The sequence below is a fragment of the Streptomyces sp. NPDC004721 genome, assembly GCF_053601495.1.
Map to the genome: position 1 here is coordinate 76,091 of NZ_JBSGBZ010000026.1, position 16,523 is coordinate 92,613.

General features: G+C 72.4%; 14 protein-coding genes. 8 read left to right on the plus strand and 6 right to left on the minus strand.

Annotation, left to right across the window (positions count from 1 at the left end; translation table 11 throughout):
* Nucleotides 1–3 precede the first annotated feature (3 nt).
* The 8 genes from ACWEK3_RS23910 (at nucleotide 4) to ACWEK3_RS23945 (ending at nucleotide 11,626) form a co-directional block, all read left to right on the plus strand.
* Complete coding sequence (locus ACWEK3_RS23910) at nucleotides 4–3,207, plus strand: S41 family peptidase (protein ID WP_453250571.1); 3,204 nt, start codon at nucleotides 4–6, stop codon at nucleotides 3,205–3,207.
* A 94-nt stretch (nucleotides 3,208–3,301) separates the two neighbouring features.
* Nucleotides 3,302–3,655 (plus strand): histidine triad nucleotide-binding protein, encoded by a 354-nt coding sequence (locus tag ACWEK3_RS23915; protein WP_361408630.1) that lies wholly within the window; start codon nucleotides 3,302–3,304, stop codon nucleotides 3,653–3,655.
* 6 nt (nucleotides 3,656–3,661) lie between these two features.
* A complete protein-coding gene (locus ACWEK3_RS23920; RefSeq protein ID WP_453250556.1) occupies nucleotides 3,662–4,570 on the plus strand; it encodes a ribonuclease Z in 909 nt (302 codons plus the stop codon).
* 20 nt (nucleotides 4,571–4,590) lie between these two features.
* On the plus strand, nucleotides 4,591–5,583 hold the full coding sequence (locus tag ACWEK3_RS23925; RefSeq protein ID WP_450542995.1) for an adenosine deaminase: 993 nt from the start codon (nucleotides 4,591–4,593) through the stop codon (nucleotides 5,581–5,583).
* 177 nt (nucleotides 5,584–5,760) lie between these two features.
* Nucleotides 5,761–6,726 carry a 5-dehydro-4-deoxyglucarate dehydratase gene (locus tag ACWEK3_RS23930; RefSeq protein WP_450542997.1) on the plus strand — a complete coding sequence of 322 codons (966 nt, stop codon included), beginning with the start codon at nucleotides 5,761–5,763 and terminating at the stop codon, nucleotides 6,724–6,726.
* Nucleotides 6,723–8,012: a glucarate dehydratase family protein gene (locus tag ACWEK3_RS23935; protein WP_450542999.1), complete on the plus strand. Its 1,290-nt coding sequence runs from the start codon at nucleotides 6,723–6,725 to the stop codon at nucleotides 8,010–8,012. The genes ACWEK3_RS23930 and ACWEK3_RS23935 overlap by 4 nt, the downstream gene beginning before the upstream one ends.
* 178 nt (nucleotides 8,013–8,190) lie before the next feature.
* Complete coding sequence (locus ACWEK3_RS23940) at nucleotides 8,191–9,312, plus strand: carbohydrate kinase family protein (protein WP_450543022.1); 1,122 nt, start codon at nucleotides 8,191–8,193, stop codon at nucleotides 9,310–9,312.
* Between the two features lie 208 nt (nucleotides 9,313–9,520).
* Entirely contained in the window at nucleotides 9,521–11,626 is a 2,106-nt protein-coding gene (locus ACWEK3_RS23945) for a glycoside hydrolase family 31 protein (protein WP_450543001.1), read from the plus strand.
* A 106-nt stretch (nucleotides 11,627–11,732) separates the two neighbouring features.
* Here ACWEK3_RS23945 and era read toward each other — a convergent pair whose 3' ends face one another.
* The 6 genes from era to ACWEK3_RS23975 form a co-directional block, all read right to left on the minus strand.
* Nucleotides 11,733–12,686, minus strand: a complete 954-nt coding sequence (era, locus tag ACWEK3_RS23950; protein WP_450543003.1) for a GTPase Era — start codon at nucleotides 12,684–12,686, stop codon at nucleotides 11,733–11,735.
* Between the two features lie 104 nt (nucleotides 12,687–12,790).
* Nucleotides 12,791–13,153: a cytidine deaminase gene (locus tag ACWEK3_RS23955; protein WP_390723974.1), complete on the minus strand. Its 363-nt coding sequence runs from the start codon at nucleotides 13,151–13,153 to the stop codon at nucleotides 12,791–12,793.
* Between the two features lie 66 nt (nucleotides 13,154–13,219).
* Nucleotides 13,220–13,579 (minus strand): MmcQ/YjbR family DNA-binding protein, encoded by a 360-nt coding sequence (locus ACWEK3_RS23960; RefSeq protein WP_453250557.1) that lies wholly within the window; start codon nucleotides 13,577–13,579, stop codon nucleotides 13,220–13,222.
* Nucleotides 13,576–14,886 (minus strand): hemolysin family protein, encoded by a 1,311-nt coding sequence (locus tag ACWEK3_RS23965; protein WP_384430040.1) that lies wholly within the window; start codon nucleotides 14,884–14,886, stop codon nucleotides 13,576–13,578. The genes ACWEK3_RS23960 and ACWEK3_RS23965 overlap by 4 nt, the downstream gene beginning before the upstream one ends.
* An 8-nt stretch (nucleotides 14,887–14,894) precedes the next feature.
* Nucleotides 14,895–15,392 (minus strand): rRNA maturation RNase YbeY, encoded by a 498-nt coding sequence (gene ybeY, locus ACWEK3_RS23970; RefSeq protein WP_365423733.1) that lies wholly within the window; start codon nucleotides 15,390–15,392, stop codon nucleotides 14,895–14,897.
* 12 nt (nucleotides 15,393–15,404) lie between these two features.
* A complete protein-coding gene (locus ACWEK3_RS23975; protein WP_361408660.1) occupies nucleotides 15,405–16,496 on the minus strand; it encodes a PhoH family protein in 1,092 nt (363 codons plus the stop codon).
* Between the last annotated feature and the right edge of the window lie 27 nt (nucleotides 16,497–16,523).

The window sequence follows — 16,523 nt, forward strand, 5'->3', positions numbered from 1 at the left end:
CCCGTGTCGTCCGTATCGTCCGCCTCCTCCGCGTATCTCCGGTTTCCGCATCTGCGTGGCGAGTTGGTCGCCTTCACTGCCGAGGACGACGTGTGGCTCGCGCCGCTGGACGGCGGCAGGGCCTGGCGGGTCAGTGCCGACAACGTGCCGGCGAACCACCCCCGTATCTCGCCCGACGGCACCTTCGTCGCCTGGACCTCCACCCGTGACGGCGCTCCCGAGGCGCACATCGCCCCCGTCGCCGGCGGTCCCGCCAAGCGCCTGACGTACTGGGGGAGTTCGAAGACCCAGGTGCGCGGCTGGACCCCGGCCGGCGAGGTCCTCGCGATCAGCACCCAGGGCCAGGCCAGCCTGCGCCGCACCTGGGCGCGCGCCGTCCCGCTCGACGGCGGACCGGCCACCACCCTGCCGTACGGGCCCGTCGGCGACGTCGCCCACGGCCCGCACACCGTCCTGCTGTCCGCGCCGATGGGCCGCGAGGCGGCCTGGTGGAAGCGGTACCGGGGCGGCACCGCGGGCAAGCTGTGGATCGACCGTGAGGACACCGGGGAGTTCGTCCGGCTGCACGAGGACCTGGACGGCAACCTCGAATACCCGCTGTGGGTGGGGGAGAGGATCGCGTTCCTCTCCGACCACGAGGGCACCGGCGCGCTGTACTCCTCTCTCGCCGACGGCTCCGACCTGCGCCGGCACACCCCGTTGGACGGCTTCTACGCCCGGCACGCCGCCACCGACGGCACTCGGGTCGTCTACTCCAGCGCCGGTGAACTGTGGCTCCTCGACGACCTGGACGGCGCCGAGCCGCGCCGGATCGACGTCCGGCTCGGCGGGCCGCGCGTCGACCTCCAGCCGTATCCGGTGAACGCCTCCCACTGGTTCGGCTCGGCGGCCTCCGACCACACCGCGCGCGGCAGCGCGGTCGCCGTACGCGGCGCCGTCCACTGGGTCACCCACCGCTCCGGTCCCGCCCGCGCGCTCGCCGCCGAGCCCGGCGTACGCACCCGGCTGCCGCGCACCTTCCGCGCCGAGGGCGAGGAGTGGGTGGTGTGGGTGACGGACGCCGAGGGCGACGACGCCCTGGAGTTCGCGCCCGCCACCGGCCTGGCGCCCGGCGCGACCCCGCGCCGGCTGGGCGCCGGGCAGCTCGGCCGCGTCCTGGAACTCGCCACCGCCCCCGACGGCAGCCGTGTCGCCGTCGCCTCGCACGACGGCCGGCTGCTGCTCGTCGAACGCGAGAGCGGCGAGGTGCGCGAGGTCGACCGCAGCGAGCACGGGGACGTCGGCGACCTCGCCTTCTCGCCCGACTCCGCCTGGCTGGCCTGGTCGCACCCCGGCCCGCGCCCTCTCAGCCAGCTCCGCCTCGCCAACACCACCGACCTGTCGGTCACCGAGGCGACCCCGCTGCGCTTCCGGGACCACGCGCCCGCGTTCACCCTCGACGGCAAGCACCTCGCCTTCCTCTCCCACCGCTCCTTCGACCCGGTCTACGACGAGCACGTCTTCGACCTGGCGTTCGTCGAGAGCTCCCGCCCGCACCTGATCACGCTCGCCGCGGCGACCCCCTCGCCGTTCGGCCCGCAGCGGCACGGCCGGCCCTTCGAGGCGCCCGACAAGGAGGAGACCCCGGACAGCGAGGGCATCCCGGCGACCCGGATCGACCTGGAGGGCCTGGCCGACCGCATCGTGCCGTTCCCGGTCGAGGCCGCCCGCTACTCCAACCTGCGCGCCGCCAAGGACGGCGTGCTCTGGCTCAGGCACCCGGTGCGCGGTGTTCTCGGCGCCTCCCGCGCCACGGCCGACGACCCCGATCCGAAGACCGAGCTGGAGCGCTACGACCTCCTCCAGCAGCGCATCGAGCACCTCGCCGCCGACGCCGACCACTTCGCGGTCAGCGGCGACGGCAAGCGGGTCCTGCTGTGGACGGACGGCAAGCTCAAGGTCGTGCCCAGCGACCGGCGCGCCTCCGGCGACGAGGACAGCGACTCCAACATCACCGTCGACCTCGGCCGGGTCCGGCAGACCGTCGACCCGGCCGCCGAGTGGCGGCAGATGTACGAGGAGACCGGCCGCATCATGCGGGACCACTTCTGGCGGCCGGACATGGGCGGCGTCGACTGGGACGGCGTCCTCGACCGCTACCGGCCCGTCCTGGACCGGATCGCCACCCACGACGACCTGGTCGACCTGCTCTGGGAGGTGCACGGCGAGCTGGGCACCTCGCACGCCTACGTGATGCCGCCCGGCGGCTTCGGGCACGGCACCCGGCAGGGGCTGCTCGGCGCGGACATCTCCCGGCACGAGGACGGGAGTTGGCGGATCGACCGGATCCTGCCCTCGGAGACCTCCGACCCGGACGCGCGCAGTCCGCTCGCCGCTCCCGGCGTCGCGGTGCGCGCCGGGGACGCGATCGTCGCGGTCGGCGGCCGCCCGGTCGACCCGGTGGCCGGCCCCGGCCCGCTGCTGGTCGGCACGGCGGACAAGCCGGTCGAACTGACCGTCCTGCCGGCCGACGGGGGCGACCCGCGGCACGCGGTCGTGGTCCCCGTCGCCGACGAGGAGCCCCTGCGCTACCACGCGTGGGTGGCCGACCGCCGGGCCTACGTCCACGAGCGGTCCGGCGGCCGCCTCGGCTACCTGCACGTACCGGACATGCAGGCCCCCGGCTGGGCGCAGATCCACCGCGACCTGCGCGTGGAGGTCGCCCGCGAAGGACTCGTCGTCGACGTCCGCGAGAACCGCGGCGGCCACACCTCCCAACTCGTGGTGGAGAAGCTGGCCCGGCGGATCGTCGGCTGGGACCTGCCGCGCGGCATGCGGCCGGAGAGCTACCCGCTGGACGCGCCCCGCGGCCCGGTCGTCGCCGTCGCCAACGAGTTCTCCGGCTCCGACGGCGACATCGTCAACGCGGCGATCAAGGCGCTGGGCATCGGGCCGGTCGTCGGCACCCGCACCTGGGGCGGCGTGATCGGCATCGACAGCCGCTACCGCCTGGTCGACGGCACGCTGATCACCCAGCCCAAGTACGCCTTCTGGCTGGAGGGTTACGAGTGGGGCGTGGAGAACCACGGGGTGGATCCGGACGTCGAGGTCGCGCAACGCCCGCAGGACCACGCGGCGGGCCACGACGTCCAACTCGACGAGGCGATCCGCCTCGCGCTCCAGGCGCTCCAGGAGACGCCCGCGAAGACGCCGCCGTCCCTGCCGTGACCGTCCGGGGGCCGCGGCCCCCGGACCCGGCCGGATCCGCGCGCCCTGGATACCATGCCCCCGTACCCGATCAACCCGGCGTGAGGAGCACCGCATGGCAGGGGAACCCCAGGGCGACTGCCTGTTCTGCAAGATCGTCGCGGGACAGGTCCCGGCCACGATCGTCCGTGAGACGGAGACGACCGTCGCCTTCCGGGACATCAACCCCCAGGCGCCCACCCACGTCCTGGTGATCCCCAAGGCGCACTACAAGGACGCCGCGGTCCTCGCCACCGAGGCCCCGCAACTCGCCGCGGACATCCTGCGCGAGACGCAGGCGATCGCCGACGAGGACAAGCTGGACAGCTACCGCATCGTGTTCAACACCGGTTCCGGCGCCGGCCAGACCGTCTGGCACGCCCACGCGCACGTCCTCGGCGGCCGCGGCCTCGAGTGGCCCCCCGGGTAGGCCGTCGTGTCCGTACGCGAACTGGTCGTCCTCGGCACCGCCAGCCAGGTGCCCACCCGGCACCGCAACCACAACGGCTATCTGCTGCGCTGGGACGGCGAGGGCATCCTGTTCGACCCCGGCGAGGGCACCCAGCGCCAGATGCTGCGCGCCGGGGTCGCCGCGCACGACCTGAACCGGATCTGCGTCACCCACTTCCACGGTGACCACAGCCTCGGCCTGGCCGGGGTGATCCAGCGGATCAACCTCGACCGGGTGCCGCGCGAGATCACCGCCCACTACCCGCGTTCGGGCCGGCGCTTCTTCGAGCGCCTGCGCTACGCCACCGCCTACCGCGAGACGGTCGAGCTGACCGAGGCCCCGGTCGACGCCGACGGCGTCCTCGCGACGACCCCGGCGTACACCCTCGAAGCCCGTCGGCTCTCCCACCCGGTGGAGTCCTTCGGCTACCGGCTCGTCGAGCCGGACGGGCGCCGCATGCTGCCCGAGCGGCTCGCCGCGCACGGGATCAAGGGCCCGGACGTGGGCCGCGTCCAGCGTGAGGGCTCCCTGGACGGGGTGCCGCTGGAGGCCGTCAGCGAGGTGCGGCGCGGACAGCGGTTCGCGTTCGTCATGGACACCAGGCTGTGCGAGGGCGTGCACGCGCTCGCCGAGGGCTGCGACATGCTGGTCATCGAAGCGACCTTCCTCGACGAGGACGAGCAACTGGCCGTCGAGTACGGCCACCTGACGGCAAGTCAGGCCGCACGGGTGGCGCGGGACGCCGGCGTGCGGCATCTGGTCCTCACCCACTTCAGCCAGCGGTACACCGACCTCGCAGGAGAGTTCGAGCGGCAGGCGCGGGCGGCCGGGTTCGACGGCGAGCTGACCGTGGCGCGCGACCTGCTCAGGGTGGCGGTTCCGAAACGTCGCTGACCAGGCCGTACGATGTTCCGATGCCGCTGCCGAAAGCCGAACTGCATCTGCACATCGAAGGCACCCTGGAGCCCGAGCTCGCTTTCGAGCTGGCCGCGCGCAACGACGTCGAGCTGCCGTACGCGGACACCGACGCGCTCCGCGAGGCCTACCGGTTCGAGGACCTCCAGACCTTCCTGAACCTGTACTACGAGCTCATGGCCGTCCTGCGCACCGAGCGGGACTTCGAGGACCTGGCCGACGCCTATCTCGCGCGGGCCGCCGCGCAGGGCGTGCGGCACGCGGAGATCTTCTTCGACCCGCAGGCCCACCTCGCCCGGGGCGTCGGCATGGGCACGGTCGTCGACGGGCTCTGGCGGGCGCTGGGCCGCAGCCAGGAGAAGCACGGCGTCTCGACCCGGCTGATCATGTGCTTCCTGCGCGACGAGTCCGCCGAGTCGGCCATGGAGACGCTGGAGGCCGCCAAGCCGTACCTCGACCGGATCGCGGGGATCGGACTGGACTCGGCCGAGGCGGGCCACCCGCCGGCGAAGTTCCGCGAGGTGTACGAGGCCGCCGCCGCCCTCGGGCTGCGGCGCGTGGCGCACGCCGGCGAGGAGGGCCCGCCGGAGTACATCACGCAGGCACTCGACGTGCTCGGCGTCGAGCGCGTCGACCACGGGCTGCGCTGCATGGAGGACCCGGAGCTGGTCGCCCGCCTGGTGCGCGACCGGATCCCGCTGACCCTGTGCCCCCTGTCGAACGTCCGCCTCCGCGCGGTCGACACGCTGGCCGACCACCCGCTGCCCGCCATGCTGGACGCCGGCCTCCTGTGCACGCTCAACTCCGACGACCCGGCCTACTTCGGCGGCTACGTGGGCGACAACTTCCACGCCGTGCGCGACACCCTGGGCCTGGGCAAGGACCGGCTGCGCGAACTGGCCCGCAACTCCTTCCTCGCCTCCTTCCTGGAGCACGACGAGGAACTGCGCCGGCGGTACCTCGCCGAGGTCGAGGCGTACGAGTTCCCGTAAGCCCCGCCGAACCCGCTTCCCGCATGCGCCGGGCGCCCTGTGCGCCCGGCGCATGCGGGTTTTCGGACGTCTACGGGTTTCGGGCGGCCGACGACGCAAGCCCCGCAGGCCCGTTGACGGAGCATGTTCGCGTTTCTAAACTCCGTTCTCATACGTGGATGACGTCCGTGTGGGGAGATGGCCAGGGTGAGTCCGGAGACGAACACCGCGATTCCGTCCGGTGTGGTGCGCAGACTGCGGGACGGGATGGCGGGCGGTGTGCTGTCCTTCCCGCTGACGGCGTTCCACGACGACGGCTCGCTCGACCCCGACGGCTGCCGCGCGTACCTGGCCGCCCAGCTCGCCACCGCGCCCGGCGCCGTCTTCCCGGCCTGCGGCACCGGCGAGTTCTTCTCCCTGGACGAGGACGAGTACCGCCAGGTCGTCTCGATCGCCGTCGAGGAGGCGGCGGGCCGGGTGCCCGTGGTGGCGGGCGCCGGATACGGCTGGGCGCAGGCCGCACGGTTCGCGCGCGTCGCCGAGGAGGCCGGCGCCGACGCGCTCCTCGTCCTGCCGCACTACCTCGTCGCCGCCCCGCAGGACGGACTGGCCGCCCAGCTCGAACAGCTCGCGGCCCGCACCCGGCTCCCGCTCATCGCCTACCAGCGCGGCCAGGCGGTCTACGGCCTGGAGGCGTTCCGGCGCATCGCGCGGATCCCCTCGGTCATCGGCCTCAAGGACGGCCGCAGCGACCTCGACGGCCTCCAGCGGCTCACCCTCGCCGCCCCCGAAGGGTTCCTGTTCTTCAACGGAGCCCCCACCGCCGAGATGCAGGCCCGCGCCTACGCCGCCGTCGGCGTCCCCGCCTACTCCTCCGCCGTGCACGCCTTCGCCCCGGAGATCGCGAACGCCTTCTTCGCCGCGCTGCGGTCCGGCGACGGCGGCTCCGCCGACAAGCTGCTGCGCGACTTCTACGTCCCCTTCGTCGAACTGCGCGACCGGGTGCCCGGATACTCCGTGTCCCTGGTGAAGGCGGCCGCCCGGCTGCGCGGGCGCCAGGTCGGACCCGTACGGGCCCCGCTCACCGACCCCTCGCCCGCCGACCTGGCCGACCTGAGGGAACTGCTGGCCGCGGGACTCGACATGGTGGGAGCCGCCCTGTGACCCGCGACCTCACCGTCACCGAGGTACGGCTGACCCCGATCCTGATCGCCGACCCGCCGCTGCTGAACACCCAGGGCGTCCACCAGCCGTACACCCCCCGCCTGATCGTGGAGGTGGTGACGGCCGACGGGATCACCGGATACGGCGAGACCTACGGCGACACCAAGTACCTGGAGCTGGCCCGCCCCCTCGCCGACCGGCTGACGGGGCGCCGGATCACCGACCTGAACGGCCTGTTCGGCCTCGAACTCGCGGTGGACGCCTCCCGGGTGGAGAACGCCGTCGACGTCGGCGGGCTGCGCGGCGTCCAGACCGCCGACAAACTGCGCCTGTCCGTCCTGTCCGGCTTCGAGGTCGCCTGCCTGGACGCCCTCGGCAAGGCGCTCGGCCTGCCCGTGCACGCGCTGCTCGGCGGCAAGGTGCGCGACTCCGTCGAGTACAGCGCCTACCTCTTCTACAAGTGGGCCGGGCATCCGGAGGGCGTCGACTGCGAGAAGGACGACTGGGGCGCCGCCCTCGACCCGGCGGGAGTGGTGGAGCAGGCGCGCCGGTTCACCGAGCGCCACGGCTTCACCTCCTTCAAGCTCAAGGGCGGCGTCTTCCCGCCCCAGGAGGAGATCGCCGCCGTACGGGCCCTGGCCGAGGCCTTTCCGGGACACCCGCTGCGGCTGGACCCCAACGGGGCCTGGTCGGTGGAGACCTCCGTGGAGGTGGCCCGGCAGCTCGGAGACGTCCTGGAGTACCTGGAGGACCCCGCCCTCGGCACGCCCGCCATGGCCGAGGTGGCCGCCCGGACCGGCGTGCCGCTGGCCACCAACATGTGCGTGACGACCTTCGCCGAGATCAAGGAGGCGTTCACCTCGAACGCGGTCCAGGTGCTGCTCTCCGACCACCACTACTGGGGCGGCCTGCGCAACACCCAGCACCTGGCGGCCCTGTGCGCCGCCTTCGGTGTGGGCGTGTCGATGCACTCCAACACCCATCTGGGGATCAGCCTGGCCGCGATGACCCATGTGGCGTCCACCGTGCCCGGCCTCCACCACGCCTGCGACACCCACTACCCCTGGCAGTCGGAGGACGTCCTGACCGAGCGGCTCACCTTCGACGGCGGCCGGGTCGCCGTCCCCGACGGCCCCGGTCTCGGCGTCGAACTCGACCGGGACAGGCTGGCCTTCCTGCACCGCCGCTGGGCCGAGGACGACGGCCGCCTGCGGGACCGGGACGACGCGGCGGCGATGCGCGTCGCCGAGCCGGGCTGGACCGCCCCGCCGACCCCCCGCTGGTAGACGCGGCCCGCGCTCCCGGGCGTGAGCGCCGACGCGCCGTCGGCGCTCTGGTGCACACTGGCCGGACCAGCACCACGTCAGGGAGCGCACCGTGACCGCGTCCAACACGTCCGCCGGAGCGGGACCGGAGTACCCGGAGGACCGGGAAGACCTCGCGGACCGGGAGGACCGGGAGTACATCGTCGGGGCACCGCACGCCCACGCCGATGCCCAGGTCGACCCGCTGGCCGGGCTGCGCTCGGCGGACGATCCGCCCTGGGACGTGTACCTCACGGGCACCGTCTTCCTCGACATCATCTTCACCGGACTCGGCTCCGCCCCGGTGCGCGGGACCGAGTCCTGGGCGCGCGGGATGGGGTCGAGCCCCGGCGGGGTGGCCAACATGGCGACCGCGCTGGCCCGGCTGGGACTGCGGACGTCCCTGGCGGCGGCCTTCGGCGACGACCACTACGGCGACTACTGCTGGGACGCGCTGGAACAGGGCGAGGGCATCGACCTGTCCCCGTCCGGCACCGTGCCCGGCTGGCACTCGCCGGTCACCGTCTCGATGGCGTACGAGGGCGAGCGCACCATGGTCTCGCACGGCCACGAGCCGCCCCCGGAGGCCGTGTTCCTCCAGGAGGGCGTCCCGGAGTGCCGACCCCGCGCGCGTGCCGCCGTGGCCTCCCTGACGCCGGGCCGGCGCTCCCCGTGGATCGCCCAGGCCGCGGCCGAGGGCACGCGCATCTTCGGGGACGTCGGCTGGGACGACACCGGCGCCTGGGACCTGGCGGGCCTGTCCGACCTGGAGCACTGCGAGGCGTTCCTGCCCAACGCCGAGGAGGCGATGCGCTACACGGGCACCGACTGCCCGCGCGCCGCCGCGCACGCGCTCACCGCGTTCGTCCCGCTCGCGGTGGTCACCCTCGGCTCCGAGGGCGCCTACGCGGTCGACCGGCGCACGGGGGAGAGCGCCGAGGTGCCCGCCATCGCGGTGGAGGCGCTGGACCCGACCGGCGCGGGCGACGTCTTCGTGGCCGGCTTCGTCACCGGCACCCTGGCCGGCTGGCCGCTGGCCGACCGCCTCGCCTTCGCCGGCCTCACCGCCGCCCTGTCCGTGCAGGAGTTCGGCGGCTCCCTGTCGGCCCCCGGCTGGTCCGAGATCGCCGCCTGGTGGCGCCGGGTGCAGTCGGTCGAGGGCCAGGACCCGGCGGCCCTGCGGCGGTACGCGTTCCTGGAGGACCTGGTTCCGGAGGCGAGCGTCGAGCCGTGGCCGCGGCGCCGGGCCGTACCGACCATCGGGTTCCGCCGGCCGGCGTGACCGGTGCCGCGCGGCGCCGCGACCGCGCGCCGGGCCGCCCGCGACGGCGGGTTCCGCGGATTCGGCGGATTCGGCGGTTTCCGACACGACTCCAAGGCCGGGAACGTCGTTGACAGGTGGCGTCCGCCGTCCGATCATCGGCGCGACCGAGCACGATGAGGCAAGCAGCCTCCGGCCTCCTGACTCCCTCCGTCGAAGGACACGCGTCGTGCGCAGACCATCACGCAGACCCGGAGTGCTCCTCGCCGTTTCCGCCCTCGTCCTCGCGCTGCCCGTCGCGTTGACCACGCCGGAACCGGCCCAGGCGCGGCCGCGGACCGGGGCCGTCCCCGACGGCCAAGCGCCCCGGTTCACCGACTCCGCGGGTCAACTCACCCTGACCGTACCGGCGGGCCGCAACACCCCCGGTTACGCATTACGGGTGACGAAGAATCAACTCTCTTTGACGACGAGCCGTTCGGGCGGCACGGTTCTGGCCACCGCGGGCGGCGACACCGGCGCGCTGCGCTTCCAGACCGCCGGCAGATGGCAGCACGCCACCCGAGTCACCGACTGGACCTGGCGGAACGGCACGCTCACCCTCACCGCCGCCACGACGACGCCCGGTGCCACCGTACGGGCCCTGGTCACTCCGTCCGCCGACCGCTACCGGCTCGACTGGCAGGTCGTGGGAACCGCCCCGAAACGCCTCGGCCTCGCCTACGACCTGCCGTCCGCCGGCCACTGGTACGGCCACGGCGAGACCCGGACCCCGCACGGCGGCCCCGCCACCGACCAGCCCTGGCCGCTCGACAGCGGGCAGGTCGCCGACCCGGCCTTCGGGCCCGCCTCCTACTACATGGTCGACCCGTTCTGGTACACGTCCTCGGCGGCCGGACTGCACGTGGACACCGGGCACGTCATGAACGTGGCGGTCAACCAGGACGAGGACGGGCTCGGCCGCTTCGACATCGAGTCCGCCGACCCCTACCGGGCCACGGTCTTCGTCGAGTCCACGCCGCTGGAGGTCTACCGCGACTACGTCGGCGTCGTGGGCAAGCCGGACAAGAGCGACGCCACCCACCGGCAGTACGCCGAGCCGGTGTGGAACTCCTGGGCGCAGTTCTACACCCACGTCGACCAGGCCAAGCTCGTCGGGTACGCCCAGGACCTGCACGACCACGGGATCACCGGGCACACGCTCCAGCTCGACGACAAGTGGGAGTCCGACTACGGGAACATGACCTTCGACGCGAAGGCCTACCCGGACCCCGGGGCGATGTCCCGCCGGATCCACGACCTCGGCTTCGACTTCGGCCTCTGGGTGACGCTGTGGATCAACCTGGACTCCGACCAGTACCGGTACGCCGCCGACCACGGCTATCTCCTCGGCGCCAACACTGATCCCGCCGAGCCGTGCCGGGTCACCTGGTGGAACGGCACCGCCGGCATCGTCGACCTCGCCAACCCGAAGGCCAGGGCCTGGTACGCGGGCCGGCTACGCGGCCTGATGAGCACCTACGGCGTCGACGGGCTGAAGTTCGACACCCGCTTCTTCGACGAGAGGTGCGTTCCCCGCGCGGGCTACGAACCCACCGACTACCAGCGCCTGGGCGCTCAACTCGCCGACGAGTTCGACCTCCAGGGCGTCGGCATCCGCGTCCACTGGAACACCACCGCCCACCGGGCCGGGTTCGTCACCCGTCAGCTGGACAAGGGCACCGGCTGGAACTCCCTGCGGGCCGCCGTCACGCAGAACCTCGCCATCTCCACCATCGGCTACCCGTTCGTCACCACCGACATGATCGGCGGCTCCAGCGGTCAGCCCGCCCCCACCCAGCAGGTCCTGGTCCGCTGGGCCCAGGCCGCGTCGTTGATGCCGCTCATGTACTCCTCCACGTCCCCCGTCGACACCGTCGACGTCACGACCGGCAGGAAGGTGGTGTACGACGCGCGGACCGCAGTCCTCTACCGCGAGGCCATCGCCCGCCACGGCCGCCTCGCCCCCTACATCCGCGACCAGGTCCGGCACACGCTGCGCACCGGCGACCCGATCATGCGCCCGCTCTTCTTCGACTTCCCGCACGACGAGCAGGCGTACACGATCACCGACGAGTGGATGCTGGGTCCCGCGATCCTGGCGGCCCCCCAACTGACCGACGCGCCCGCCCGTCCCGTCCACCTTCCCCCGGGCACCTGGTACGACGTCACCCACGCCCGCACCCTGCACGGCCCCCGGACCATCCCGGCCTACACGACCCCGCTGAACGCCGCCCCGGTCTTCGTCAACCTGAACGCAAAGGAAGCGAAGGAGGCCGTAAAGGCCCTGCGCTGACACCCGACGAGTCGGTGGGAGGTGGGAAAGCGGGGTGCAGGGGGCGGAGCTCCTTGCCGGGGTCCGGGGCGGAGCCCCAGGGAGGGAGCCCCAGGTCACCGGGCTCTCAGAAGCCGAGGCGGCGGAGCTGCTTGGGGTCGCGCTGCCAGTCCTTGGCGACCTTCACATGAAGGTCGAGGAACACCGGCGTCCCCAGCAGCGCCTCGATGTGCTTGCGGGACTTGATCCCGACCTCCTTCAGCCGCTTGCCCTTGGGCCCGATGATGATGCCCTTCTGGCTCGGCCGCTCGATGAACACGTTGGCGTGGATGTCGAGCAGCGGCTTGTCCGCCGGCCGGTCCTCGCGGGGCAGCATCTCCTCCACCACCACCGCGATGGAGTGGGGCAGTTCGTCCCGCACACCCTCCAGCGCCGCCTCCCGGATCAGCTCGGCGACCATGACCTGCTCGGGCTCGTCCGTGAGGTCGCCCTCGGGGTAGAGCGCGGGACCCTCGGGCAGCAGCGGGACCAGCAGATCGGCCAGCAGGTCCACCTGCTTGTTCGCCGTCGCCGACACCGGCACGATCTCGGCCCAGGTGATTCCCAGCTCCTCGCCCAGCCGGTCGATCGCGATCAGCTGCTCGGCGAGCGTCTTGGAGTCCACCAGGTCCGTCTTCGTGACGATGGCGACCTTGGGCGTCTTCCTGATCCCGGCCAGTTCCTTCGCGATGAACCGGTCACCGGGACCGATCCTCTCGTCGGCCGGCAGGCAGAAGCCGATCACGTCGACCTCGGCCCAGGTGGTCCGTACGACGTCGTTCAGCCGTTCCCCCAGCAGCGTGCGCGGCTTGTGCAGCCCCGGAGTGTCCACCAGGATCAGCTGCGCGTCCGGGCGGTGGACGATGCCCCGCACGGTGTGCCGCGTCGTCTGCGGCCGGTTCGAGGTGATCGCCACCTTCTGCCCGACCAGAGCGTTCGTGAGGGTGGACTTGCCCGCGTTGGGGCGGCCCACGAAGCAGGCGAAGCCCGCCCGGTGGGCAGCCTCGACGGACTGCTCGGATGACTGGGTGCGAACGCTCATGGCGCCCATTGTCCCTGATCCACGAACCCCGGCTGCACACGGACGGGCGAGCGCGGCTCCGGCGGGCGGAGAGGCGTACGCGGCGCCTGCCGGCGCAGCGGGCCTCAGCCGTCCTCGCCCGCCGGCAGGGTGAGCCGCACGGTGCCGTCCGGACCGGCCAGCAGGACCGGGGTGCCGGCGCCGCCCAGGTCCCGTACGGCGGCCCGGTCCTCCGGGGCGATCTCGTCCGCCTCGCTGACCACCGCCGCCGCCTCCAGGGACGTCGCCCCGGACGCCACGGCCATCGCCACCGCCGTCCGGAGGGCGCTCAGCTTCAGGGAGGTGAGGTGCACCGATCCGGCGACATACGTACGCCCCGTCTCGTCCCGTACGGCCGCGCCCTCCGGCACACCGTTGCGGGCCCGGGCCGAACGGGCCAGGGTGACGATCTTGAGGTCCTCGGGATCAAGCGCGTTGGTCTCGGTCATGCCCCGAGCATAAGAGCCGCCCCGGCGGCCGCCGAGATCACCCCGGCGGCCGCGGAGTCCGGGTGCTCAGGCCCGGTCGAGTCGGAGCCGGTCCGCACGCGGCAGCCCCGCCACGACCAGGTCGTAGGAGTCCTCGACGAGCTCGCGGACCAGGCGGTCCGGGAGCCCGGCGCCGACCGTGACGGTGTTCCAGTGGCGCTTGTGCATGTGCCAGCCGGGGACGATCAGGCCCTCGTACTCGGCGCGCAGCCGGATCGCGTCCTCCGGGTCGCACTTGAGGTTGACCTTCAGCGGCAGCGAGTCCAGGGCCGACAGCGCGAACAGCTTGCCCTGGACCTTGAAGACCGAGGTCTCCGGGTTGAAGGGGAAGTCCTCCACCACCGCGTTGAACGACAGGCAGAAGGAACGCAGCTCCTCCGGGCTCATTCCGGCTTCCCCTCCCCGTCCCCGGTGGGCGCCACCGGGCCCACCGGCTCCGCGAGCACGGTCACGATCTTGTTCCGGCGGCCGGCCGAGGCCTCCGCGGTCAGCCGCAGCTCCCGGCCGTCGGGCAGCTCCACGACCGACGACGCGCCCGCGATGGGAACCCGGCCCAGGGCCTTGGCGAGCAGCCCGCCGACCGTCTCCACGTCCTCGTCGTCGTACTCCTCCAGGCCGTACAGCTCGCCCAGGTCCGTGATGTCCAGGCGCGCGGTGACGCGGTAGCGGTCGTCGCCGAGCGGCTCCACCGGCGGCAGCTCGCGGTCGTACTCGTCGGTGATCTCGCCGACGATCTCCTCGAGGATGTCCTCGATGGTGACGATGCCGGCCGTGCCGCCGTACTCGTCGATGACGACGGCGACGTGGTTGCGTTCCTTCTGCATCTCGCGCAGCAGGTCGTCGGCGTTCTTCGTGTCCGGCACGAAGACGGCCGGACGCATCGCCGTCGACACCAGTTCGCTCTCGGCGTCCCGGTTGATGTGCGTCTTGCGGGCCAGGTCCTTCAGATAGACGATCCCGACGATGTCGTCCTCGTTCTCGCCGGTGACCGGGATCCGCGAGAAGCCGGAGCGCAGCGCCAGCGTGAGGGCCTGGCGGATGGTCTTGTACCGCTCGATCACCACCAGGTCGGTGCGCGGCACCATGACCTCGCGTACGAGGGTGTCGCCCAACTGGAAGACCGAGTGCACCATGCGCCGCTCCTCGTCCTCGATGAGCGACTCCTGCTCGGCCAGGTCGACCAGGGCGCGCAGCTCCGCCTCGGAGGCGAACGGGCCGCGCCGGAACCCCTTGCCGGGGGTCAGCGCGTTGCCGATGAGGATCAGCAGCGACGGGATCGGGCCCAGCACCCGCGCGAGCGGCACCAGCACGTACGCCGCGACGGTCGCCGTGTTCAGTGGGTGCTGGCGGCCGATGGTGCGCGGGGAGACCCCGACGGCCACGTACGAGACGAGCACCATGACCGCGATGGCGACCACCAGTGCCTGGGCCGTGCCGGAGAACGCCTCCAGACACGCGTAGGTGACCAGGGCCGCCGCCGCCATCTCGCAGGTCACGCGGACCAGCAGGGCCAGGTTGAGGTAGCGGGTCGGGTCGGCGGCGACCTGGGCCAGCTTGGCGCTGCCGCGGCGGCCCGACTTCACGGCCTCCTCGGCACGGAAGCTGGACACCCGTGCGAGGCCCGCCTCCGCGCAGGCGGCGAGCCAGGCGACGACGACGAGCGCGATCGCGCCGACGACGATCTGAGGGCTCATGGGCGGGCTTACGAGACGGTGGGCGCCGGGGACGGGCCGCGCAGGCCCCGCTCCGCGCGCCAGCCGTCCACGATCGCTGCCTGCAGACCGAACATCTCGGCCTTCTCGTCCGGCTCCTCGTGGTCGTAGCCGAGCAGGTGCAGCACGCCGTGGACGGTGAGCAGCTGGAGCTCCTCGTCCATGGAGTGCTGCGTCGGAGCCTCGGCACCCTGCTTCGCGGCGACCTCGGGACAGAGCACGATGTCGCCGAGGAGGCCCTGCGGTGGCTCGTCGTCGTCCTTCGACGGCGGGCGCAGCTCGTCCATCGGGAAGGACATGACATCCGTGGGCCCCGGCAGGTCCATCCACTGGACGTGCAGCTGCTCCATGGCGTCGGCGTCCACGACGATCACCGAGAGCTCGGAGAGCGGGTGGATGCGCATGCGGGTGAGTGCGTAGCGGGCGATGTCGAGGATCGCCCGCTCGTCGACCTCGGTTCCCGACTCGTTGTTGACGTCGATCGACATGGTGGTGCTGGTCTACTTCCCCTTGTGCCCGTGTCCGTGCGCGTGCCCGGCCCTGCCATGGCCGCCGGTCCTCGGCGTGCCGTTCTCGGTGCCGTTCTTGCTGTCGTACTTCTCGTACGCGTCGACGATACGGCCCACGAGCTTGTGCCGTACGACGTCGTGCGACGACAGCCGGGAGAAGTGGACGTCCTCGACGCCCTCCAGGATCTCCTGCACCTGCCGCAGCCCGGACTTCGTGCCGTTGGGCAGGTCCACCTGGGTGACGTCGCCCGTGATGACGATCTTCGAGTCGAAGCCGAGCCGGGTGAGGAACATCTTCATCTGCTCGGGGCTGGTGTTCTGGGCCTCGTCCAGGATGATGAAGGCGTCGTTGAGGGTGCGGCCGCGCATGTAGGCGAGCGGCGCGACCTCGATCGTCCCCGCCGCCATCAGACGCGGGATGGAGTCGGGGTCGAGCATGTCGTGCAGCGCGTCGTACAGCGGGCGCAGGTACGGGTCGATCTTCTCGTAGAGCGTGCCGGGCAGGAAGCCCAGACGCTCGCCGGCCTCGACCGCCGGGCGGGTCAGGATGATGCGGTTGACCTGCTTGGACTGCAGGGCCTGCACCGCCTTGGCCATGGCCAGGTAGGTCTTTCCGGTGCCGGCGGGGCCGATGCCGAAGACGACCGTGTGCTTGTCGATCGCGTCGACGTACCGCTTCTGGTTGAGCGTCTTGGGGCGGATCGTGCGGCCACGCGAGGACAGGATGTTCTGCGTCAGGACCTCGGCGGGGGTCTCGTGGCCGTCGCTCTCGCCGTTCTCGCTCGCCTTGAGCATGGCGATGGAGCGTTCCACTGCGTCCTCCGTCATCGGCTGCCCGGTGCGGAGCACCAGCATCATCTCGTCGAACACGCGCTGGACCAGGGCGACGTCCGCCGGGTCGCCGACCGCGCTGATCTCATTGCCCCGGACATGTATGTCGGCCCCCGGGAAGGCCTTCTCGATCACGCGCAGGAGAGAGTCGCCGGACCCCAGCACGGTCACCATGGGGTGCTGGGCGGGGACGGTGAACTGTGCTCTGGCCTGCCCCTGCGCGGGGGTCTTGGCTGCGGGTGTCTGAGTCATGGGCCGGCGCTGAAGGCCTGCGGTTCC